The organism is Amphibacillus sp. MSJ-3, assembly GCF_018919165.1.
GTDB lineage: Bacteria > Bacillota > Bacilli > Bacillales > Amphibacillaceae > Amphibacillus.
The window spans coordinates 1-22383 of sequence record NZ_JAHLQM010000012.1 but is presented as its reverse complement, the minus strand read 5'-3'; the positions used below and the strand labels follow the sequence as shown (position 1 = coordinate 22383).

The following is a 22383-nucleotide window of genomic DNA, read 5'->3' as shown; positions in this document are numbered from 1 at the left end:
TTATTTATATGGGGAAATCCCTTTAGTATGCGTAAAATAGTTCTCGGGGGTAATTATACAAAATCCTAGCCAAAAAAGAAGAGGCGCTCTATCATAAATGTATGCTTCACGGGCAAATACACATAGAAAGAGGCCTCTTCATGAATACTATTATATCAAAATTATACACATTAATACACCAAACTGACAATTTAATTGACTTTGAGGAAAGTGTGCGCATCTTTATGTATGAGGTGTTTGCGTCGATGTTAGGGGATGTCTTCACTAATATGAACACTGTCATTGTGAAGGAAAAACAAGCGGAGGATTGGACCGTGGAAAGAAATGATGAAAGAGAAGTCCAATTTACTTTTGGTGTGGTTAGATATACACACACGTTGATGTATGATTTAGAAGGAAATGCCCACTATCCATTTGATGAATGGGCAGGTTTTAAGAAATATCAACGTAGAAGCCCATTTGTAGAAGTAAAGGTTGCGGAAATGGCTGCGGAAAGTACGTATCGAGAAACAGCTCATATACTGAAAGAATGGACAGCTGTAGACATTAGTCATACAACGGTTGGGTCGATTGTGAAGAAAGTCGGAGAAGCACAAGCCAAGGCGGATGAAGGGATGGTCATTGAGCTAGAGGAGTCCGCTGAATTGCCAGAGGGGAAGGAAGTAGGTTTTCTCTATGCCGAAGCTGATGGCGTATTTGTACGGGGAACAGAAAAAAAGAAGAGTCATGAGGTAAGTCATGCGATCCTATATGAAGGCTGGGATAAGAATGGAAAACGTGTTTCTTTGCGTAACCCGACAGCGATTATGACAATCCAACCGACTGCGAATTTTTGGAAAGAAGTTCAAGCACTAACAGCCCATCATTATTCTTTGGAAAAGACTCAAGTGGTTACCAACAGTGACGCTGGTGCCGGATACACAGCTGAAAAGTTCCAGGAAGCCTTCTCACAATCGGAACATCCAGTAATCAATCAACTCGACTCTTATCATGTGTTTCAGGAACTAAATCGAGCACTCGGAGCTGCGAAAAGTGAATATAAGGACGAAATACGAAAAGCATTAAAAGAACATGATCTAGACCACTTTAACTTATGGCTCGATACCTATGAAAGCACGCTTGAAGATGCCAAGAAGCTGAAGAAAGTCAGAGAGTTCCGTTCGTATATCCTAAACAATTGGGATCGTATCATAGACTGGAGAGAGTACGTCGATAACCCGCCCAAGGATGGGAGAAGCTTGGGAGCAATGGAATCGAATCAGCGTCATATTACTTACCGAATGAAGAAACGAGGAATGCATTGGAGTGCAGATGGTGCCGAAGCAATGGTCAAAGTGAAGCAAGGCAAGCTAAACGGGACCTTGAGAAAGGCTTACCTAAAAGATCTGCATAGAAGCACAAGAAAGCAACGAGAGCTCAAAAAAGTAGTTCGAATGTCCACTTACCTTCGTCAACCGTCACGCCCGTCTATTGGGACAAAACAAGGCGACATTGCGGTGTATGCACCTCATTCATCCGCCATAGGAAATCTAGCTAAGAACTTTAAATAATCACCCTGTCATTTTAGGTTAGGTTCTTGGTTTTCAGAACGTAACCTAAAATGACAGGCCACCAAGCGATGGTCATCGCGCGGTAGCCAGAAAAGTGTACAAAAGTAGAGTGCCAGAAATAGTGGTGTGAGTAGGGTACCGAGAAAAGCTTGACACAAACTAGGAATGTCGATCCCTTCATTGAAAATATCTACTGTGATAATATAGTCTAGTTCCCCACGTTCAAGCAATTCGACTTGTGCTAATCGAACATCCTGTGAATCCTTTCCCGTTAATGCTACCGTCCGATATCCTCTTTGATTTAACGCTTTTGACAGCTCAATCGCTTCCTCATTCCTACTACAAAACATTAGCCCTCGTAGCATTTCTCCTGAGAAACCATAATAATTAACCTTTTCTATGATATGGTCGACTCGTTCGTCAGTCACTAAACGGGATAGTAAGGTCATGTCATCGATCAACTCACCATTGTATTCCAAGTCCGTAACACCGAAATAATGAAAGGGACAGAGCATATCTTCCTGCAGAGCTTCTTGCAACCTGATTTCATAAGCAATATGATAATCAAACAGCTGATATATATTAAAATCGTCTGTTCGCTCTGGTGTTGCCGTCATACCTAGTAAAAAATGCGGTTTAAAATAATCGATCACTCTTAGATAAGAGCTTGCTCCTGCTTTATGGACCTCATCAATTAAGATATAATCAAATTCTTCTGGATCAAAGATTTCCATTGTTTCTTTTTTTGAAATGGTTTGTATCGTAGTGAATAAATATCTAGCATCTGTATTCTTAGTAGTTCCTGACAAAATACCAAACTCCGCTTCGAAACCCCCTAATACTTTTTGGAAGTCCGACTTTGCTTTACGTAATATTTGTTCTCGATGCACAATAAATAACATCCGTTTAGGAGCTACATTTCTAACATCAAAGGCTGCTAGATAGGTCTTCCCTGTACCCGTCGCTGAAATAACTAATCCTTTTTGATAGCCATCTTGTCTTAATGATTCAATTTGTTTTAGGGCAACTTCCTGCATCTTATTTGGTTCAATTGCTAAAGCATCTTCTAACGCGTTTAGATGATAGTTACCAGGGAACTCTGCTACTTTAGCCATTTGTTGACTATTATTGGTTTGATATACTTTCTCGTATTCAGCAATCCATTCATCTGTTAAAACCCTGGACCGATCCCACACTTCTTCAAACTGTTGCTTAAAATGACGGATAATATCTCCATTTTCATAAGAAGTTAAGTGAACATTCCACTCATAGTTTTCCTTTAAAGCATAGGCGGTTAAGTTGGAACTACCAACAATTAACGAATGATAATGATGATGATCAAATATATAACCTTTGGAGTGGAACCCTTTTAAATCAGTCAATCTTACTTCTACATTGGTAATTTTTAATAACTCTTTAAATACTTTAGGTTGATTAAATTGAAGAAAAGTAGACGTGATAATCCGACCTGTTATCCCTTTTCTTTTTAAATCTAGTAAGTGCGATTTAAGGGTAGCAAGGCCACTTTCTGTAATAAAGGCTACAGAAAATATAAAAGACTGGCAACTTGTCAACTCCTCCAACAAAGAAGTCAACACAGTTTTATTTTGTCCCGGATGATTGATCAATAGTTTAGGTTTATAAAGATCCGATTCACCTTGATGCCGATTGATAAACCCTTTATGTAATGAACTCTCCAAGTCCGCTAAAAACCCCTCCAAATTAAGACCCCCCAATCAATTTATTACAAGGTTTGCTCTAGTTTTTTTACTGCTGGAATATCCGCGGGCGCCCAATCAAGACTTGAAAGCTCATGACTATACAGCCATTTAATATCGTTATGTTCAGTCAATATAGGGCTACCTTTGACTAATGTACAACAGTAGGTTGTCAGATGAACAATACCAAAATCATATTCATAGATCGTGTGATCAAATTCCTCTCCCACTTCAATATCACACTTCATTTCCTCATCAATCTCACGCATCAACGCTTGAACAGGCGTCTCGTTCATTTCTATCTTCCCACCCGGAAACTCCCATTTATATGACAGTGATTTAGATTCCCCACGTTGAGCACAAAGAATCTTTCCATCTTTTATTATAATTGCACCAACTACCTTAATGATTTTCTTAGTCAAATATATTCCTCCTACATGATTTACTTGATTATATTATATCAAATTTCAAACTTCGACATAGCGATATTGTTTTGCCTTTACTTCCCGTGACACCATAGAAAAAAAGCGAAACCTCAATTATGTAGGAACTAGGCCTACACAAGGTGAATCCCATGCAGACATAGCTGCTTAGTTCGCTACCTTTTTCCAACTGCTTATTATACTAAACCAACTGGAAAAAGACATTATCATCTGCCATTTTGCGACTAGGCCAATTGATTCCACTTCTTTATTTCGAAAGGGGGATTTTAAGAATACTTATCCGTGATAAATGCGCGAATGTCGAGATTAGGGTCTTGGGATAGAGCATAGATTCATCGTTACGAGCATAGAGCATAGAGCCAGCTTCCAAGCATAGAATGGGATTTTCGAGCATAGAGCCAGCTTTCGAGCATAAAACGAGATTTTCGAGCATAGATCACCAACTTCCGAGCATAAAACGAGATTTCCGAGCATAGAGCATCGGCTTACGAGCATAAAACGAGATTTTCGAGCATAGAGCCAGCTTACGAGCATAAAACGAGATTTTCGAGCATAGAGCCAGCTTTCGAGCATAAAGTGAGATTTCCGAGCATAAAACCTACGCGAACGAGCATAGATATCCTGCAATCCGTCATATTCTAAAAAAATACTCAACAAAAATAGCCAAGCTCTATACTTCCGCTTGACTGTGTAAATAAACTTCTATTTAGCAGACTTCGACTCTCGAATTCCAAGCCAAATCTGTATTAAACTAATGATAAAAAACAAGAAGTGGAGAAAGATAATCTCCCATAATACATAGCATTGGATGATAATCCACATACATAGGATAAGGCCCATTAGTATATTAACATAGTTATAAGAAGGCCATTGTTTAATTGTCATTATTCCTGCTAAAAGATTCATGCAACCCAGTATTAGAAACAGAAATAGGCCTGGTATGAGGAAGCTATTGAAAGGACCGTTAACTAATGCATCGTTCGACAAGCCTAGTGGATTGGTGGGATTTAGGATGGCGACAGCTCCTCCAAATATTGCACCAAAGGCAACCGAAAAGTCTAATGTGCTGATAATCCGTCTCACTTTCATTTTGGCCCTTCTTTCCTTATATTGATTAAATATATAAAATGATGGTTGATTGGTAAAGTGAATCTTCATTTAATGAAGGGTGGGTCTACATAATCCACCCCATGCAGACCTTGGACAAAGATTTTCGGTGGAATGAGTATCCGCAAATTTTTTCGGTAAAACGTGTTATCGCAAATCACTTCCGTAAAACGTGTAATCACAAATCACCTCGATAAGACGCGTCATCGCAAATCACTTCGTTGGGACGAGTAATCCCAGTCCCAACCGCAGTCCCAGTCCCTGGGCATCGCGGATTTTTGTCTACTTTCGCCTTTTCACTATGTCTTGGGTGTGCGAAGTGGGTTTTTACTCATTCTTGATCCCTCATTTACAATTCAATGATTGGACTGGGGATCTTACGGTTAGCTAATCTGCTGGATACTGCATTCCCCTTTGATTTGGTGCTGTTCTTAGCGTGATCCGCCTCCACCTCCACCGAAGGAGCCGCCTCCACCACCAATACTTGTCGAGCCGCCAGCTCCGCTGGAAGCACTAGAACCGCTCTTATAGCCGCTTGACATATTTTTTGAATAGATGTGCATTAGATAAATATCAGAGTAGGAGATACCCGCTTCTTCAAAATAATTGGGATAAATCTTCTCTAGTTGCTTAGCGACTTTTTCAGCTATGCCGTAAAGGCTGGCCCAAACGAATAAGTCATCCCATAATGCAACTTCTTTGATTTCCCGTTCATCTAGTAATGAGAAATCAGTTAAATAGTTTCTAAATTGAACAATTTGATTAAATAGGGCTTCACCACGGTCGGTCCCTTTAATGACTTTTGCGGTGAATGTGAATAAAAATCTAGCTTCTCCTTCTTCTAAATAACCTTCTTTAAGTAGTAATTTCTTTGAGTGAACAGGTAAATCTCCTTCAATATTTTGAATATCGTCATAGTTTGTTTTAGCATGTTTTTTTAGTTGGTCCTCATCAAGTACACCCTCGTTATCTGCTGCTGAGGTGATCAAGTCCCAAATCCGGGTCTCGACGTCTGTATCAAAGGATTTAGATTTACTTTTATCAAGTTTTATAAGGGTTGTTTCTTTTTTTATTAAGCGTCCCCGTATTTCTGTTGTAACTGAAATTCGGCCTTCTTTCAGCCATTTAAGCATAAAAGCGTTAAAGTAATCTTCCATATTCCCACTTCCAACCTCTTGCAAGAAATAGGCGACATCAGTGATCGGACCCTCTTGATAGGGAATATCACGATAATATTGATCTTCATTAATTTTTTCACGTTGCTTCCCTGTAACAAGTGGATGTTCGCGTTTAATTGCTCGTGCCCGCATCATTGTAAAGATTGTCGTAAAAATGGATGCGAAGATAAATAGCGCGATGATACCAAGAAAACTAGTAAATTCATCATCTGATGATTTGTCGTTATAACTACTCCCTTCCTTGGCTTTTTCTTCTTGTTCACTTAATGTTTGGTCGAGTGACAGGCTAGGCTTAAAAGGTTGATCTGGAAATTGCATTAAAATAGTAATATAGTTCGAATCAGATAGAGCTGTATTTGACCAACCTGTTAACTCACCATCTTCTAAGTAAACTTCACCATCAAAACCAAATCCCCAAATCAGTGTATTATCCTGATCAAAAGATTGTGGTCCAGCAATTCGAATGGTCACTTCCTCTGGGGGAATATTACCTTTACCATTAAAGAACTGCCAATTCATCCCTTGGCCATCTTCAAGCTGGCGAACCATATTCGTCATGGTATAGGTAACGGTATACTCGTGTTCACCATAGTCACCGATTCCCCAGCATAGTTCAACCCCATCACTTGTCTCAACAATCCCGTATTTCCCAGCTTTTTCTTCACGGCTTGCACTGACATCCCAATCGGACTCTTCCTCCAATGGCTCGCCAAAATCACTGACATGAAAGTCTGTCACCTCTGAACCAGACAAACGATCAAAGGTAATATAGATTTCAGTATCTTCAGTCAAATACATTTTCCGGGTTTCAGTGATGATTCCTGAGCCATCCGCTTGGAGCTCAACATCATATGCAATTGATGACATCTCATTTGCATATACACGGGGAATGAATGTTAGGCTAAATATTAACAATACAGCTAGGGCTGCAAAAAATTTTCTCATACGATTTTTCATTAAATCAACTCCAAGTCGGCATTTCTGTCTTCGTTTCTGTATTTTCAAAATAGCTTTCTTGACTAAATTTAAACATTGATGCGATGATGTTTGAAGGAACCGATTGAATGACTCGATTATATTTAGTAACCGTATCGTTATAGATCATTCTTGACTGACGCACTTGTTGCTCATAGCGATCGACATTTTTTAATGTTTCCTGATAAACTTGGCTTGCTTTTAAATCCGGATAACTTTCGGCAATAGCGAATAGGCGCCCCATCGCTTGATTAAACAATTGATCATCCTTATTTACATCGGTAACTGCTGCATTTTTCCCTAATGAAGCACGTTGTTCCGTGAGTGATTCAAGGGTCTTTGCCTCATGTTCAGCATATTGCTTTGTCCCTTCAATCATATTCTGTAAGGCATCCCAACGTGATTCAATTTGAGCTGAAATTTGCCCCATCGCATTTCTGACAAACTCCCGTAGACTAACTAGCTGATTATATGTAGATATCATCCAAAACAAGATGAACACAATCAACAAGATCAGTAAAATGACACCTATATTATTCATAAAAAAATTCATTTTTTATAACCTCCTATTTTTAAAAAACCTTTTTGAATTTTAAAGATACAAGCCCTATATACCCATATACCCTTTTTCTATGTTCCATTAACTCATTTTATTTAATTTTTCGAATTTTTTCAAAAAAAGACTTGCATTCATTTTTAAAGTCACCTATAATTACAATTAATTAATTTCACAAAATATTCACTTTTAAAAGCTGTGATAAGGGAAAGTAAGTATTGAGCGTTTTTCTAAAGAGAGCTTCGGTAGCTGAAAAGAAGCAAAAATGTAGATACTGAAAATGGCCTTTGAGCTACGTGCTGAAAACACTATCTGTTAGTAGGTGACGTCGAGATTTGGTACTCGTTATCCATACCAAAGTATAAAAGCCTTCGGGCGGAGTACTTATAAGGCTATTTGTGTAAACAAATAGTAAATTAAGGTGGTACCGTGTTGACAATGCATTCAACGCCCTTATTGTTCTTTCGAGCAGTAAGGGTGTTTTTTATTTTTCTAAAATTGAAGGGAGTTTTTTAAATGAGTAATCTATTAGTTTTTCAATCTGATTTTGGTTTAGTTGACGGAGCTGTTAGTGCAATGTATGGTGTTGCCAAGTCAGTAAGTTCTGATTTAGATTTACATGATGTCACACATGATATTCCGGCTTATAATATCTTTGAGGCTTCTTATCGTCTGTATCAAACAACGACTTATTGGCCTGAAGAAACTGTATTTGTATCAGTTGTTGATCCTGGAGTTGGGTCTGAACGTTTAAGTGTCGTAGCGAAAACAAATGATAACCACTATATTGTTACACCCGATAACGGAACGCTCACTCATTTAGCTCAATCTGTTGGACTTGTTGAGGTGCGTGAGATTGATGAAGAGGTGAATCGCCTCGCTAAATCTTATGAATCCTATACCTTCCATGGTCGTGATGTCTATGCCTACACTGGAGCACGGTTAGCTTCAAAAACCATTACCTTTGAAGAGGTGGGGCCAAAGCTCGATCTTGATCAGATAATTCAGCTTGATACACCTAACGTTGAATTAGAGGATCATATTATTAAGGGAAATATTGATATTTTGGATGTCCGCTTTGGTAACCTATGGACAAATATTGATAAGAATTTCTTCTTCAATGAGGGAATAAAATACGGTGATACATTAGAAGTTGCAATTTTTAATGAAAATCGACAAATTTATAAGAATGTGATGTCATTTGGGAAATCATTTGCCGATACTCAGGTTGGTGAGCCATTACTTTATATTAATTCACTTGAAAAAATCGGCGTTGCCTTGAACCAAGGCTCATTTGCAGATGCTTATCATATTAAAACAGGCGTTCAATCAAAGATTACCATTCGTAAAGCAGCAAAAATTGTTTATAGTTAATTTAAATCTATGTTTAAGATGAACAAGTATAAAATCAATGTTGCAGAAGAGCTTTTGTCAGAGTTCACTTATAGGATCTTCCAACAAAAGCTCACTTTTGAAAGAAACATTTAAGTTTCAACCATTCCATTAATAGATTAATGATAAAATAAAAGGAAATCATTTTTTTACTAATTCTTTTAACCAATCAATGATCATAAAAAAGGGAGAGATTAAAGATGAAAAAAAGTTTATCAATTAAAACAATTGTTGCAATTGGAATTGGGTCAGCAGTTTATGTTATTTTAGGACGATTTCTAACCATACCAACAGGGATACCAAATACAAACATCGAAACAGCCATCGCATTTTTAGCTTTTATCGCTGTCCTATTTGGTCCTATTGCAGGAGGATTAATTGGACTAATTGGACACGCATTAAAGGATATCTTAATGTGGGGGTCTATTTGGTGGAGCTGGGTCTTTGTTTCTTTATTTATCGGATTTGCCATCGGTTTTTATGCCTACAAGGTTAAGCTTGAAGATGGGGTGTTTGGAAAGAAGGAAATCATATCATTTAATCTTGTCCAAATCATTGTTCAAATCATAGGATGGGGTGTGCTTGCACCTACACTTGATATATCAATTTATGCGGAGCCAGCAAATAAAGTATTCACTCAAGGACTTGTTGCAGCATTGACAAACATTATTTCCGTTGGGGTTATTAGTACAATATTACTGATTTCTTATGCGAAAACACAAAGTAAGGGAAGTAGTTTAACAAAAGAGGATTAATCGAATAGCCATTTTTCTAATGGTCTCTCGATTTAGAACAAAGTTTATTTATTAAGAGGTGTATGATGGGAAAGCCAATTATTTCTTTTCAGCAATTTTCATTTAAATATCATAGTCAAGTGGAACCAACCCTGAAAAATATCACCTTAACAATCAATCAAGGAGAAAAAGTCCTGATTCTAGGACCATCGGGTTCTGGGAAAAGTACACTCGCCCATTGTCTGAATGGGCTTGTTCCTTTTTCCTTTAAAGGAGAGATGACAGGGAAGCTAACGATCAAAGGGAAGGAAACAAAGGATTTGGATATTTTCTCCTTGTCCAAAATCGTAGGCACTGTTTTGCAAGATACAGATGGGCAATTTATTGGCCTCTCTGTCGGTGAAGATATTGCCTTTACCTTGGAAAATGAACAGGTCGCCCTAGAACCTATGCATAAGATTGTTCAAGAAACAACCCAATTAGTCGGTGTTGATTCACACATCGATTATTCTATTCATGAGCTATCTGGGGGATTAAAACAGCGCGTTTCCCTCGGGGGTGTATTAGTAGAACAAGATCTTGATCTCTTATTGTTTGATGAGCCATTAGCCAATTTAGACCCAGCAACTGGTCAATATGCGATGAAATTAATTGACCAAATCCATCAGAAGCAAGAAAAAACAGTGATCGTCATTGAACATCGCTTAGAAGATGCTTTACAACTTGAATTTGACCGTATCATTGTCATTGATGAGGGTGAGATCGTTAGTGATACAAGTCCCAATCAATTACTCGCATCCAACGTGCTTGATAAGGTACATATTCGAGAACCTCTTTATACAAAGGCATTAAAATATAGTGGTTCGGTAATCCATCCCGATCAAAACCCACAGCACATTGATCAATTTCTTTTAACTGAAACTAATAAGGAACGATTAAATACTTGGCAGGAGCATTATCAAAAAGAAGAGAAGCCAATCGACTCTAAGCCCTTGTTGAATTTAGATCAGGTTAATTTTAGTTATGAAGATAAAAAAGTCCTAACTGATCTTTCATTTACTATTCAGCGAGGGGAAATGATCAGTTTAGTTGGCAAAAATGGGGCGGGTAAGTCTACATTAGCAAAAGTTATCTGTGGTTTTGAAAAACACTCAAGTGGAACAATCGAACTTGATGGTCAAAGAATTGATCAGGAATCCATCTTTAAGCGTGCAAATCGAATTGGATTTGTTTTACAAAATCCAAATCAAATGATTTCCAAGCATCTGATTTTTGATGAGGTAGCTTTAGGATTAAGATTGAGAAATGTATCAGAAAAAGAAGTCGAAAGAAGGGTTCATAAAGTTTTACAGGTTTGTGGACTTTATCCATTTCGGAATTGGCCGATTTCTGCACTGAGTTTTGGCCAAAAGAAACGTTTAACTGTAGCGTCTATTCTAGTCTTAGAGCCAGAAATCATTATTTTAGATGAACCAACTGCAGGCCAGGATTTAAAGCATTTTACTGAAATCATGGACTTTTTAGAGCAATTAAATCACTTGGGTGTGACGATTATTTTCATCACACATGATATGCACTTAATGCTTGAATATACGTCACGTGCATTAGTGCTCGTCGATGGGCAATTGATTGCCGATCAGAGTCCAGTTGACGTTTTGACAAATGATTTATGGATTGAACAAGCGCATTTAAAACGAACCTCACTATTCGACCTAGCGATAAAGGCGGAGGTTGAGGATCCAAAACAATTCATCAATCATTTTATTTCTTATGATAGGAAGGTTCGAAAAACATGGCAGTAAAAATGTTGGGCTACTTTGAGCGGTCTTCAGTTATTCATCAACTATCTGGCTTTACAAAACTTGTTATCTTTTTGCTTTGGTCTTCAGCTGCAATGTTAACTTATGATACACGAATTTTAATCATTCTATTTATTTTAAGTATGATTATTTTTAAATTATCAAAGGTACAATTAAAAGAAATTCGTTATGTTCTTATGTTGATTTTATTTTTCTTACTGTTAAATAATATCGCGATATATCTCTTTTCACCACAAGAAGGGGTCAAAATCTATGGGAGTTCACATGAGTTGTTTTCTATTTATGGGCGTTACAACCTTACACTTGAGCAACTCTTTTATCAATTTAATGTCACGCTAAAATATTTTGTCGTTACCCCAGTTGCTTTATTATTTATTATTACAACACATCCAAGTGAGTTTGCAGCATCGTTAAATAAAATTGGCATTAGCTATAAAATTAGTATTGCTGTCTCACTAGCTCTGCGCTATCTACCAGATATTCAGCGTGATTTTAGAACGATCAGTCAAGTACAACAAGCCAGAGGTGTTGACTTTTCTAAAAACGAAAAAATTACAAAGCGATTGAAAAATGTTGTTTCCATTATGATGCCCTTGATCTTTTCAAGTCTTGACCGGATTGATACAATCAGCCAGGCTATGGAATTAAGAAGTTTCGGTAAGCATAAAAAAAGGACCTGGTACAGTGAGCGTCCCTTATCTAAATTGGACTGGTATTCATTACTGATCAGCATCTTCCTCTTTATTGTCATCATTATAGTCACTTTCCATGATGGCTCTCGCTTTTACAATCCTTTTAACTGATTATAGGACCCGCCTTATTCATACAAGCCTAGTCGTTGGATAAGATGAAGGCTTTAAGGGTGCTATAGGCATTTAACAGTTAGTCTGGAATGAAAATCGGTTGATTGAGTGAAAATTTACTTTTTGATTTTCACTTTTCATTCGTAATAATTGAGTATATGATAAATAGGATTGGAAATAAAAACAGGATTTCATTTCCCGGGAAATATCGACAAGAACTTAGCTCTGAAGTGATTTTTGTTTTTCACCTGGATTTAGAGCAGACCACTTGTTCACCCGTTGCCCTTTGTCTTTCAAGCGAAGCCTATTCGAGCAATTGGGACGAGAGCAATCATTTATTTTAGGAGGAGATAAGTATGGAAAGAATTATTTTTATTCAGACTGGTGTTGGTATTGATACACACGGACAAGATATTACAAAAGCAGCAAAACGTGCAGTACAAAATGCGATTCATTCAAATTCAATGCCTGGTTTAAATGCCTATTTACCTGGTCAGTCCTTAGACAACATGAAGGTAAACATTATTTTGGCCTTACCCGCTGATCATGGATCACTTGATCATGAACAAGTCAAAGCGGAAATTCCTTACGGTGAAGTAACGATTGAAGTGGTCGAGGGTGGGTTAGCAACGACAAGTGGAATTATTCTTCCAGAGCAAGATGACAAGAGTGATTTAATGTATATCGTCAATGCTGCAGTTCAGGTTGGTTATTAATCATTTAAAAGGGCTTTGTTCATCATCGGGATGAACAAGCCCTTTATTTGACTTGAAAAATATAGTGAAACTTCAATCAGGGTGGGTTTAGTCTAACTGCTTTTTTTCTAGAGCCTGAGAATAGCGAATCAAACTTTTAGCCACTGTTGATCTATCTTAAAAAGGATTACAACACTATAAATCCCAGTAATTACCTGAGCTGTACACAAATTTTTTTGTGACTGTGCTTCTTTCTTAAACAGATCATTGACAATTTCTAAAGCTAAATTTCCTCATAAGCAGTGTAAAACTGCCTTTTTTATATAAAAAATGATCTAGGATTTGCTTTGCTAAACCTTGGGTACTAATATGATAGGTAACTAGGATATTTTAAGGAGGAGTTCAATTGGAATATCAACCTGAAAAAGATCGTTACAAGAACATGTTTTACAATCGTCTTGGAAAATCTGGATTGAAGCTACCTGCCATCTCATTAGGACTTTGGAATAACTTTGGTGAGTCTGATTTATTTGCTAATCAGCGAGCCATGATCACTCGGGCATTTGATTTGGGGATTACCCACTTTGATTTAGCGAATAATTACGGACCACCAGCCGGAGCTGCTGAAGAAAACTTTGGCAGAATTTTAAAGAAAGATCTTGCATCATATCGTGACCAATTAATCATTTCTACAAAAGCTGGCTTTTATATGTGGGAGGGACCATATGGGGAGTGGGGTTCTAAGAAACATATAATCTCAAGCTTGGACCAAAGTTTAAAACGAATGGGGCTTGATTATGTTGATATCTTTTATCATCATCGACCAGATCCCGAAACCCCACTTGAGGAAACAATGGCCACTCTCGATTTAATAGTCCGCCAAGGAAAGGCTTTGTACGTTGGGCTTTCTAATTACAGTGCTGACCAAACAAGGGAAGCAGCAAAAATATTAACAAGCCAAAAAACACCCTTTATCATTCATCAGGCTTCCTATTCTATGTTTGATCGGTGGATTGAGGATGAATTAACAGATCTACTTGATGAGATTGGTGTCAGTGCCATTGCCTATGTTCCACTTGCCCAAGGCTTATTAACAAATAAATATTTACAGGGGATTCCGGAAGATTCACGGGCAGCCAAGGCACATATCCCATTTTTAAAAACAACAGATATTTCTGAAGAAAAATTAGCAAAAGTGGTTGAACTAAATAAACTCGCAAAAGAACGTGGCCAATCATTAGCCCAAATGGCACTTGCCTGGGTTCTACGTCAAGATACCGTTGCTTCAGCCTTGATTGGCGCTAGTCGGGTAGCTCAAATTGAAGATAATGTCGCTGCATTATCACAGTTAAGCTTTACTCAAGCTGAACTTGATCATATTGATCGTATTTTAGCAAAATAATGATTAACCTCAGGTGATTTAAATAACTGATCACCTGAGGTTTTTTTATCAACTGAATAAGCTAGGAATTATCCACATATTCATCCACAACATTATTTTTTCATGATTATCCACTGGATCTCAACAAGTTAAGCACAGTTTTTCCACAAAATTCGTTTATTTTATCTTTTTATTTTTGCTATTTAGTGTGAGAATATTCGTTCTATACTATATATTGAAAGTTACACACAAGTTTATGCACAGGCTGTGAATAACTATTTGAATGATACACAAATCACCCACAAATTAAAAAAAGCTTGGGGAGAAGTCTTCTTTCTCTCCAAGCTTTATCGCAGATCAAGTGTCTGGAAGTCACCTAGATCAATCATCTAGGAAACCATCGGCTGTTAGTCAGGTTGAAAAAGCCCCTACTAAGTGAAGGTTGGCTTTATCACATATTATTAGTATTTTCTTATTCTTGTGTGGATAACTCAACAGTTACTTCTTGTTCTTTCCCTTCTCGATAGAAGCTAACTTCCATCTCTTCACCTGGATTCTTTCGTTGATAAAGATGTTTCCTTAAATCAACAATCGTTTGAACAGGCTCACCATCTAACTCAATAATGACATCATATGGTTCTAGGCCAGCATAGTCAGCTGGTGAAAAAGGTTCCACAGATTGAATATAAATACCTCCCTCTACTTCGGTTGGTAATTCTAAACTGCGTCTCCACTCTACTTGTGGTACATCGACTAAAGAATAAGCTTCAACACCTAAAAAAGCTCTTGTCATCTGCCCTGTTGACTCCAATTCTTGAATAACAGGAATGGCTTCATTAATTGGGATTGCAAAGCCAATCCCCTCTACTGCTGATTCAGCAATTTTCATTGAATTGATCCCAATTAATTGGCCGGACATATTGATTAATGCACCGCCACTATTTCCAGGGTTAATCGCAGCATCTGTTTGAATAACATCAGCCTGCCAATCCGCTATACCATCACCACTAAAGTCTTGGGGGATCGAACGTTGTGTTCCACTAATGATTCCTTGAGTAACTGAACCCGATAAATCTAAACCAAGCGGGTTACCAATCGCAATTACGGGTTCACCTACCTTGGTAAGTTCGGAATCACCAAGTTCAATGGTCACATCGATATTTGTTCCATCAATTTCTAAAACAGCTAGATCTGTAAAGAGATCTGTTCCTTTTAATTCTGCCATCTCTCTTGAGCCATCTGCCAAAATGACTTCAATTTGATCAGCACCATCAATCACATGGTGATTAGTAACCACGTAGGCATGATCCTTATCTTTGCGATAAATCACGCCGGAACCAGTGCCACCATCGTAAACCGCTTGTTCCCAAAAATCAAAACCCTGTGTTTGAATATTTTCAACCCCTACAACAGCTGGCATGACATCTTCTACGATCATGGTTACTTGCGTGGCAATATCAACACTAATTGGTGTAATTGAATCTAGGATTAGATTATTCTCCTCTTGATTGGATACTGAATCATTATTCATCAACAATTGATCTTCACTTACAAGATAAAAATTGTAAGGAAGCCAATCCTTTTCAATCAGCTTAGGGAGGGCTACTGCAAATAAAAAGGCACCAAGTACCAAGCCAATGATTAAATATAAAAAACCACTCGATAGACTTCGCCGGTAGCCTCTTCGCTTTCTCTTTTGTTTGCCATCATCAAAGTATACGATTTTAGATCATCCCCTTCTTTACTGTTGTCAACAGTTTACCACATTTTGATCCAATTTAAACAACTTGGAAAAGTGGTGTAGGTGTATCGGGATCGGTATCATGGATCGTTATCTGATGGTTGATTGGAAAACCTGCTGCTTCCAGATGGTTTTCCACTGACATACGTGCAAGTTCCTTCATGTTGTTATCCTTACTTAAATGGGCTAAATAAATGCGCTTCGTTTGATCGCCAATAATATCTTCCAAGGCTAGGGCACAGTCATCATTTGAGACATGGCCATAATCACCGAGAATACGCCGCTTCACATTCCAAGGATAACGCCCCATTTGTAGCATTGAGACATCATGATTTGCCTCAAAAACTAAGGCGTTTGCATCCTGAACGGTTTTCTTGATTCGTTCAGAAACATAACCGAGGTCAGTAACTAATGCTACCTTTTTGCCATCATGATGAAATGTAAAGAACATCGGCTCTGCCGCATCATGTGAAACACCAAATGATTCAACATCGATATCCCCAAAAGTTTTTACTTGTTCCAGTTCAAAGTTGAATTTTTGATCAAGTGATAGCTTGCCAATAGAATTTTCCATTGCCCGCCAGGTTTTTTCATTCGCATAGATTGGTAAATTATATTTTCGAGCAATAATGCCTAGCCCTTTTATATGGTCGCTATGTTCATGAGTAACTAAAATTCTTGACAACTCTCTTGGATTCAAACCCGCTTCATTAAAAAGTCGATCGAGTTGTTTGCCACTTAATCCAGCATCAACTAATATTTTCTCTTTTTCCGATTCAATATAAAATGCATTACCAGTACTGCCCGAAGCTAGCACTGAAAACTGAAAAGTCATTCTAAATCCACCTCAACTATATTGTGATAAACACCGACTAAAGCCTGCCGTATCGTTGAAAGCAATTCCTCCGGCTTGTCCTCTAGATGATAGAATTCCCTCTGATCACTCTCAGATTGTTCTAGTAACTTAACTAACTCTGAAATCGTTTCTTGAAAGAAATAATTTTTTTGTGGATAGTTATGTCCCTCTATTGCATTGATAAAATGGTGTGCATTGTCATTCACTTGAATATCCCAAGTTGGATTTAATAATTGTTCACCATTCGGCAATGAAACAAAGTTATGATAACCTAGAGAAACATTGGTAATCGTATCACCTGTTTCTAAGGCATTTGAGTGATGATAAAGACGATAAACCGCATCGTATTGCTTAATTAACGAACGTTCTTCAGCCGGTTCACCAGCTGTCGTTAGACTTGTCTGAATATATTGTGTCATATTACCATCAGCATTCAATTGAATCAATAAGATGGCATTCTGATTATAAAAGATCGGATACTCAATCTGTTGAAAGAAAACTAACATTCGAGCAGATTCAAGTTCACCCCAATAACTATATCTGTCACCATTCAAAACATACTCCCCTAAATCACTCTCTTGATCTTCAAAATCGAAAGCTACCGGTTCATCAAATCGGGAAAACAAATAATAATCATCAATAACAACAATTTGTTGCTTGGATAATTCGTCTAAACCTGCTTCAGCCTCTTTGTTATAATTTAAGTTTTGAGTGTAAATAAGTGGTGCGGTAAAATTTTCTTCAGATAAGTTACTTAAACCTTTAATATTAAATTCTAGCTCTTCTTCCCGAGACGTTTCTGGTATAAAAATGATTTCCTCTTGTTGGCGATCTAACAGCTGTTTAACGAGGAAAACATTTAAAACTAAGAAACAAACAATAAAGAGCGTCTTAATCTGTCCCCAGTGCACTGTTATCGCCCCCTGTTGTTTCCGATGGAATAATCAATGGATTCCAGCCGTTAATCCCTTTCACATACCATGTTGGAATTAACTCATAAACTTGTCCTTGACCACCGACCTGTTCTCGAACCCGATAACCAAGAATCACATCGTAAATGGCACTTTTATGATAACTTTCACTATTTAATATCTCAATTACAGTTTCTGCATCTGGTAGACTTGCCGCTTCCCTTGCAATTCCCCGTTGCTCTACTAGTGTAATTAAAGGATGATTGTACTGATAGACTTCTTGATTATGCCAAGCAACGGAAATTTGACTAATTGCTTGATCAGAAAAAATAGCCACTCCATTATAAGATAAGGTAAACTCAACCTTGTTTGTCTGAGGTGTTATCTCTAAATGCGACAAAAAGTAACTAAACGGTTGCTCAAAAGTAAAACCATTATGTGTATTAATAAAATTTTGAACTTGATCAAAAAGCTCATAATAAGTCAATTCATAATCGGACACCTTTTGTTCATTCGTTTGATTTGTAAATGATATCCGATCTGATTCAAGCGTTAATTCCCTTGTTCCATCAATAAAAATTGTATTTCCATCTGTTGTACGTGCACTCCGAACAATAGAAGGTGTACTAAACAGAAAGTTTTGAAAAGGGTCAATAGGAATATCAGTATATGAAAATAATAACACATTTGGATTAATCTCATTCGGTAAATAAATGTCCGTACCTCGACTACTTTCGTAAACTTCGTAAGTAATTGTTTTACCTTGCTCAAAGTAACCATCTAATTGTTCGGCCACTCGCCCATAATTTTGCACACTCGCTCCAATTACTTTACTTTCAGGATCATTTTGGAACAGAAGTTGGTATTCACCCTCGTGATCAAGGATAATAACAATTCGATTGTACATGCCACTTGGGATAGATACCCCTTGATCAATCGAAAATAAATCATAAATGGTTTCAGAAGGAAGCTCGGTAGAAAAGACAATTTCTACCCAATCATCAATCCCATTCCACCACTCCTCATCTAAATTAAAAGTGGAAAAATTGTATAATGAATAATCAACAATACTATTGAATAATTCCTGTTCTGATGATTTATCACTTAAACCAATGGGCTTTTCAACACTATTGTCATGTTGAATGATATAGAGAGGCTTTAACACATCTAATCGTGCTAATTTCTGTCCCGCTTCAATTTGTGGGTCTACTAGATCTTCCTCATCTCTCGTCATTTCAAAGTTAGGTTGATGATTCCAAATAGCCATAGTTAATAGTAAACTAGAAAAAACTAATAAAACGAGCAAAATTGTTTTTAAATTTTCTCCCTTCATAAACATCCCCCTACTTTCGGCCCACTAAAGGTAAGGAAAAGTATACCTTTGTTCCTTGCCCCTCTATGCTTTCTGCCCAAATTTGTCCTTGGTGATTAGTAATAATCTCCTTCGCAATTGCCAGTCCTAGACCCGTACCCCCACGTTTTCTCGAACGCGCAGCATCTGCTCGATAAAAACGGTCGAAAATTTTATCAAGTTTTTCACGTGGAATACCCGGTCCGTTATCTGCAATCATCACCTTGATGCGATTGCGTTCCTTCGTTAATTTAAAACGGATGGTATCATTTTTAGGCGAATATTTTAAAGCATTCGACATAATGTTATCAACAACTTGAATAATCTTATCTTTATCCATCCATAAGAATATACTTTCTCTCGGAATACTTCGTTCGATTTTAATTAATTCATCCTTATTCATTTCAAATCGATCAAGAACATGGTGGAAAAAAGGAACGACATTTACTCGTTCTTTTATGATTTCTTGATCCTTATGATCCATTTTAGATAATTGCAGTAAATCATTAACGAGACGAATCATTCGCTCTGTTTCATTTTGGGTAACCTCTAGAAACTGTGGCGCAATTTCTTTATCTTCCCAAGCACCATCAGTGAGAGCTTCTAGATAACTGCGCATCGTTGTTAGTGGTGTTCTTAACTCATGGGAAACGTTGGATACGAATTCTCGTCGCTCTCGTTCGACTTTCTCTAATTCAGTTACATCACTTAGTACCGTAATTAGACCAGAAAAACGATCGCTTTCATCATAGACTGCAGTAAAATTAGCTTTTAATAAAAAGAAGCGTTCATCATCACTAAAATCAATCGTTATTGAGCTAGAGTCTTGCATTTCTACAAGATCGATCGTTTGCTGATCTAAATTTAGTACATCAAAGATTGACTTCTGGCGGACTTGTTCAAATGATTGCCCAATCAAAATGGTCGCAGGGTCGTTCATTAATGTAATTTGACCGACCTCATTCGTTGAAATAACACCATCCGACATATTTGATAACACTGAACTTAATCGACGTCGCTCTTCCTCTGTAGTTTGATTAGCGATTTTTATATTTTCCTTCATTTCATTAAATGTATCTGCCAATTGGCCAATCTCGTCGGTTCCATAAACATTTACCCTCTGAGAGAAATCTCCCTCTGCTAAAATATGCGCTTGCTCCTGCATTTCACTAATTGGCTTTGTAATCGAACGAGCGACTAAAATACCTACAATAGCTGATACAATGATAGCAATCAGCGTACCATTAAGGAAGATCCTATTGATACTAGAAAGTTGCTCATAAATCCCTTCCATTGAAGCTTCCAAGTAAATTGCCCCAATTGGCTCATCATCATAATTCGATAAAGGATAGACTCTGACTAAATGTCGCTCTCCTGTCGTGCCATCCCGTTGAACCGAACGAAGAGGTGTTCCAGAAATTATTGCTGGACGAACACTACTATCACCAGTTACGATCTTTCCCATATCCTCTTGGTTATTTGTTCCAACAATTCGAAACTGACGATCAACAACTTGAAGTTTAGTATAAGTGTCACTTTGGCCATACAAGGCTAGTATATTAGCAATATCCCGTTCTAGAGAGCGATCTGGATCATCCTCTGAATAATCTGTTAAAAAGGCATCTCTAATGTTATAGCTCAATACTTCTAAGCGTTCGTTAATCCCTTTTTCAAAGCTTTCTTTTAATTCTGTTTCCAAACCTTGGGCAAAATAGGCACCAATCACTTGAACGGTTAATAATAGAAGCAAGATCATGATTGCTGTTATTTTCCATTGGATGGATTGAAATAGACGGACCTTTTTCATTTTTTACTCCTGTTCAGGATTACGTAAATAGTAACCGACACCTCGCCGAGTAATAATCCACATTGGATTGCTCGGGTTATCTTCAATTTTTTCTCGAAGTCTTCTTACTGTTACATCGACTGTTCTTACATCGCCATAATAATCATAGCCCCAAACGGTCTCTAATAAATGTTCGCGAGTCATTACCTGTCCCAAATGACGAGATAAATAATGAAGCAGTTCAAATTCACGATGGGTTAAATCCACCTGGTTGCCTGCCTTTGTTACCGCATAAGCATCAGGATGAATAATTAGTGTTCCAATTTGAATATCTTTATTTGTATTATATTGATCAATTGGTTGTTGTTGACGTCTCAAGTTTGCCTTCACACGTGCAATGACTTCTCGATTGCTAAATGGCTTTGTGACATAATCATCCGCGCCTAACTCTAAGCCTAAAACTTTATCTATTTCTGAGTCTTTTGCTGTTAACATGATGATTGGCATATTATGTGTTTTTCTAATTTCACGACATACCTCATTCCCATCACGTTTAGGTAACATAATATCTAATAATAATAAGTCTGGATTTTCCTGAAGTGTTAATTCAATCGCTTCATCGCCATCATAAGCGCAGATCACCTCATATCCTTCTTTCTCCAAATTAAATTTCAATATATCTGCAATTGGCTTTTCATCATCTACAACTAATATTTTTTGATTCATGCTATTGTAGCCTCCCAATAAAATATTGTTCTCTTGCTTTATTTTAACCTACTTTAGGGTAAATGTCTTTTAATGCACAAATTTATTTGCTTTCCACCAGAAGACATACACTTCAAATTTTATCACTCTACAGCCGACAGTAAAGCGATTGGTTCAAGGGCCTTTAGCTTATACCCTTGTGGTAATGTCTACATGACCTAGTTCCTCTAGGCCTAAACTTCACTGTTTGAAGTTTCACTTTATCACAGTGTAACTGTCAGTAAGACTCCCATTTCAAGAATTCGAAAGAAATTAAGAATTACGAGTGGGAGGTCAACTGACAGTAACGGCCCGATTGGTTCAACTAACAAATGTTTCCGGTGGGACGAGTAATCGAAGTCCCAAACAGTGGGAATGAAGAGAGCCCCACTGTTTGAAGTTTCACTTTATCAGGAATCAGGTGGTGGGTAATTTAATCTTTAGGTTTTTTCGTCTTTAATTAGTTTTACCCTTAATCATTTTAAAATGCTGAGACAAAACTGGTCTCTAATAAGGAAAAATAGGCTCTATGTCAAATGGTGTTGGTCAGAGATTCTAATGAGTCGAAATTAATTAAGTGACATTTCTTACGAAATAGAAATGAATACCCGCAGGTGAAATACGCTCCCTTTCCACGGGCAC

The 22383-nt window shown here is 37.5% G+C and carries 16 protein-coding genes, 1 pseudogene and 1 other annotated feature; of the genes and pseudogenes, 7 read left to right on the top strand and 10 right to left on the bottom strand.

All coding sequences use genetic code 11. The features are described from left to right. Nucleotides 1-140 precede the first annotated feature (140 nt). Complete coding sequence (locus KQI76_RS05130; protein WP_216399244.1) at nucleotides 141-1550, top strand: ISLre2 family transposase; 1410 nt, start codon at nucleotides 141-143, stop codon at nucleotides 1548-1550. 140 nt (nucleotides 1551-1690) lie between these two features. On the opposite strand, the pseudogene KQI76_RS05125 reads toward KQI76_RS05130, so the two are convergent. The 4 genes and pseudogenes from KQI76_RS05125 to KQI76_RS05110 all read right to left on the bottom strand — a co-directional run. Next, nucleotides 1691-3271 (bottom strand): annotated as a pseudogene (locus KQI76_RS05125) (DEAD/DEAH box helicase); the annotation flags it as partial. A 23-nt stretch (nucleotides 3272-3294) separates the two neighbouring features. Continuing rightward, nucleotides 3295-3690, bottom strand: coding sequence for a (deoxy)nucleoside triphosphate pyrophosphohydrolase (locus KQI76_RS05120; RefSeq protein ID WP_216399242.1), 396 nt, complete (start codon nucleotides 3688-3690; stop codon nucleotides 3295-3297). 1559 nt (nucleotides 3691-5249) lie between these two features. After that, entirely contained in the window at nucleotides 5250-6953 is a 1704-nt protein-coding gene (locus KQI76_RS05115; protein ID WP_216399241.1) for a DUF2207 family protein, read from the bottom strand. 4 nt (nucleotides 6954-6957) lie between these two features. Beyond that, nucleotides 6958-7524, bottom strand: coding sequence for a LemA family protein (locus tag KQI76_RS05110; protein WP_216399240.1), 567 nt, complete (start codon nucleotides 7522-7524; stop codon nucleotides 6958-6960). Between the two features lie 192 nt (nucleotides 7525-7716). Next, nucleotides 7717-7985: a binding site (T-box leader), on the top strand. A 58-nt stretch (nucleotides 7986-8043) separates the two neighbouring features. Between KQI76_RS05110 and KQI76_RS05105 the strand changes: the two genes are divergently transcribed. The 6 genes from KQI76_RS05105 (at nucleotide 8044) to KQI76_RS05080 (ending at nucleotide 14373) form a co-directional block, all read left to right on the top strand. Beyond that, nucleotides 8044-8901, top strand: coding sequence for an SAM hydrolase/SAM-dependent halogenase family protein (locus tag KQI76_RS05105; protein WP_216399239.1), 858 nt, complete (start codon nucleotides 8044-8046; stop codon nucleotides 8899-8901). 218 nt (nucleotides 8902-9119) lie between these two features. After that, complete coding sequence (locus KQI76_RS05100; RefSeq protein ID WP_216399238.1) at nucleotides 9120-9674, top strand: ECF-type riboflavin transporter substrate-binding protein; 555 nt, start codon at nucleotides 9120-9122, stop codon at nucleotides 9672-9674. Nucleotides 9675-9739: 65 nt separating this feature from the next. Then, entirely contained in the window at nucleotides 9740-11455 is a 1716-nt protein-coding gene (locus KQI76_RS05095; RefSeq protein WP_216399237.1) for an ABC transporter ATP-binding protein, read from the top strand. Beyond that, on the top strand, nucleotides 11446-12276 hold the full coding sequence (locus tag KQI76_RS05090) for an energy-coupling factor transporter transmembrane component T family protein (protein ID WP_216399236.1): 831 nt from the start codon (nucleotides 11446-11448) through the stop codon (nucleotides 12274-12276). The genes KQI76_RS05095 and KQI76_RS05090 overlap by 10 nt, the downstream gene beginning before the upstream one ends. 356 nt (nucleotides 12277-12632) lie before the next feature. Further along, nucleotides 12633-12992 (top strand): Lin0512 family protein, encoded by a 360-nt coding sequence (locus KQI76_RS05085; RefSeq protein WP_216399235.1) that lies wholly within the window; start codon nucleotides 12633-12635, stop codon nucleotides 12990-12992. Between the two features lie 385 nt (nucleotides 12993-13377). Next, on the top strand, nucleotides 13378-14373 hold the full coding sequence (locus KQI76_RS05080) for an aldo/keto reductase (protein WP_371817654.1): 996 nt from the start codon (nucleotides 13378-13380) through the stop codon (nucleotides 14371-14373). A gap of 451 nt (nucleotides 14374-14824) precedes the next feature. On the opposite strand, the gene KQI76_RS05075 is transcribed toward KQI76_RS05080, so the two are convergent. The 6 genes from KQI76_RS05075 to yycF are packed head-to-tail and all read right to left on the bottom strand — an operon-like array spanning nucleotide 14825 to nucleotide 21723. Beyond that, nucleotides 14825-16075, bottom strand: coding sequence for a S1C family serine protease (locus tag KQI76_RS05075; RefSeq protein ID WP_216399282.1), 1251 nt, complete (start codon nucleotides 16073-16075; stop codon nucleotides 14825-14827). 55 nt (nucleotides 16076-16130) lie between these two features. Next, the gene (locus tag KQI76_RS05070) at nucleotides 16131-16928 is read right to left on the bottom strand and encodes an MBL fold metallo-hydrolase (RefSeq protein WP_216399234.1); all 798 of its coding nucleotides are present in this window, start codon (nucleotides 16926-16928) and stop codon (nucleotides 16131-16133) included. Beyond that, nucleotides 16925-17860: a two-component system regulatory protein YycI gene (locus tag KQI76_RS05065; protein WP_216399233.1), complete on the bottom strand. Its 936-nt coding sequence runs from the start codon at nucleotides 17858-17860 to the stop codon at nucleotides 16925-16927. Before KQI76_RS05065 ends, KQI76_RS05070 begins: the two co-directional genes overlap by 4 nt. After that, the gene (locus tag KQI76_RS05060) at nucleotides 17841-19193 is read right to left on the bottom strand and encodes a YycH family regulatory protein (protein WP_216399232.1); all 1353 of its coding nucleotides are present in this window, start codon (nucleotides 19191-19193) and stop codon (nucleotides 17841-17843) included. The genes KQI76_RS05065 and KQI76_RS05060 overlap by 20 nt, the downstream gene beginning before the upstream one ends. 10 nt (nucleotides 19194-19203) lie before the next feature. After that, the gene (gene walK, locus KQI76_RS05055) at nucleotides 19204-21018 is read right to left on the bottom strand and encodes a cell wall metabolism sensor histidine kinase WalK (protein WP_216399231.1); all 1815 of its coding nucleotides are present in this window, start codon (nucleotides 21016-21018) and stop codon (nucleotides 19204-19206) included. Between the two features lie 3 nt (nucleotides 21019-21021). Further along, nucleotides 21022-21723, bottom strand: coding sequence for a response regulator YycF (gene yycF, locus KQI76_RS05050; protein WP_216399230.1), 702 nt, complete (start codon nucleotides 21721-21723; stop codon nucleotides 21022-21024). Nucleotides 21724-22383 lie beyond the last annotated feature (660 nt).

Bases quoted from the DNA above. Each gene is read 5' to 3' on its own strand.
- KQI76_RS05130 (WP_216399244.1), top strand. From the start codon at position 141: ATGAATACTATTATATCAAAATTATACACATTAATACACCAAACTGAC.
- KQI76_RS05115 (WP_216399241.1), bottom strand. From the start codon at position 6,953: ATGAAAAATCGTATGAGAAAATTTTTTGCAGCCCTAGCTGTATTGTTA.
- KQI76_RS05110 (WP_216399240.1), bottom strand. From the start codon at position 7,524: ATGAATTTTTTTATGAATAATATAGGTGTCATTTTACTGATCTTGTTG.
- KQI76_RS05105 (WP_216399239.1), top strand. From the start codon at position 8,044: ATGAGTAATCTATTAGTTTTTCAATCTGATTTTGGTTTAGTTGACGGA.
- KQI76_RS05100 (WP_216399238.1), top strand. From the start codon at position 9,120: ATGAAAAAAAGTTTATCAATTAAAACAATTGTTGCAATTGGAATTGGG.
- KQI76_RS05095 (WP_216399237.1), top strand. From the start codon at position 9,740: ATGGGAAAGCCAATTATTTCTTTTCAGCAATTTTCATTTAAATATCAT.
- KQI76_RS05090 (WP_216399236.1), top strand. From the start codon at position 11,446: ATGGCAGTAAAAATGTTGGGCTACTTTGAGCGGTCTTCAGTTATTCAT.
- KQI76_RS05085 (WP_216399235.1), top strand. From the start codon at position 12,633: ATGGAAAGAATTATTTTTATTCAGACTGGTGTTGGTATTGATACACAC.
- KQI76_RS05070 (WP_216399234.1), bottom strand. From the start codon at position 16,928: ATGACTTTTCAGTTTTCAGTGCTAGCTTCGGGCAGTACTGGTAATGCA.
- KQI76_RS05060 (WP_216399232.1), bottom strand. From the start codon at position 19,193: ATGAAGGGAGAAAATTTAAAAACAATTTTGCTCGTTTTATTAGTTTTT.
- walK (WP_216399231.1), bottom strand. From the start codon at position 21,018: ATGAAAAAGGTCCGTCTATTTCAATCCATCCAATGGAAAATAACAGCA.
- yycF (WP_216399230.1), bottom strand. From the start codon at position 21,723: ATGAATCAAAAAATATTAGTTGTAGATGATGAAAAGCCAATTGCAGAT.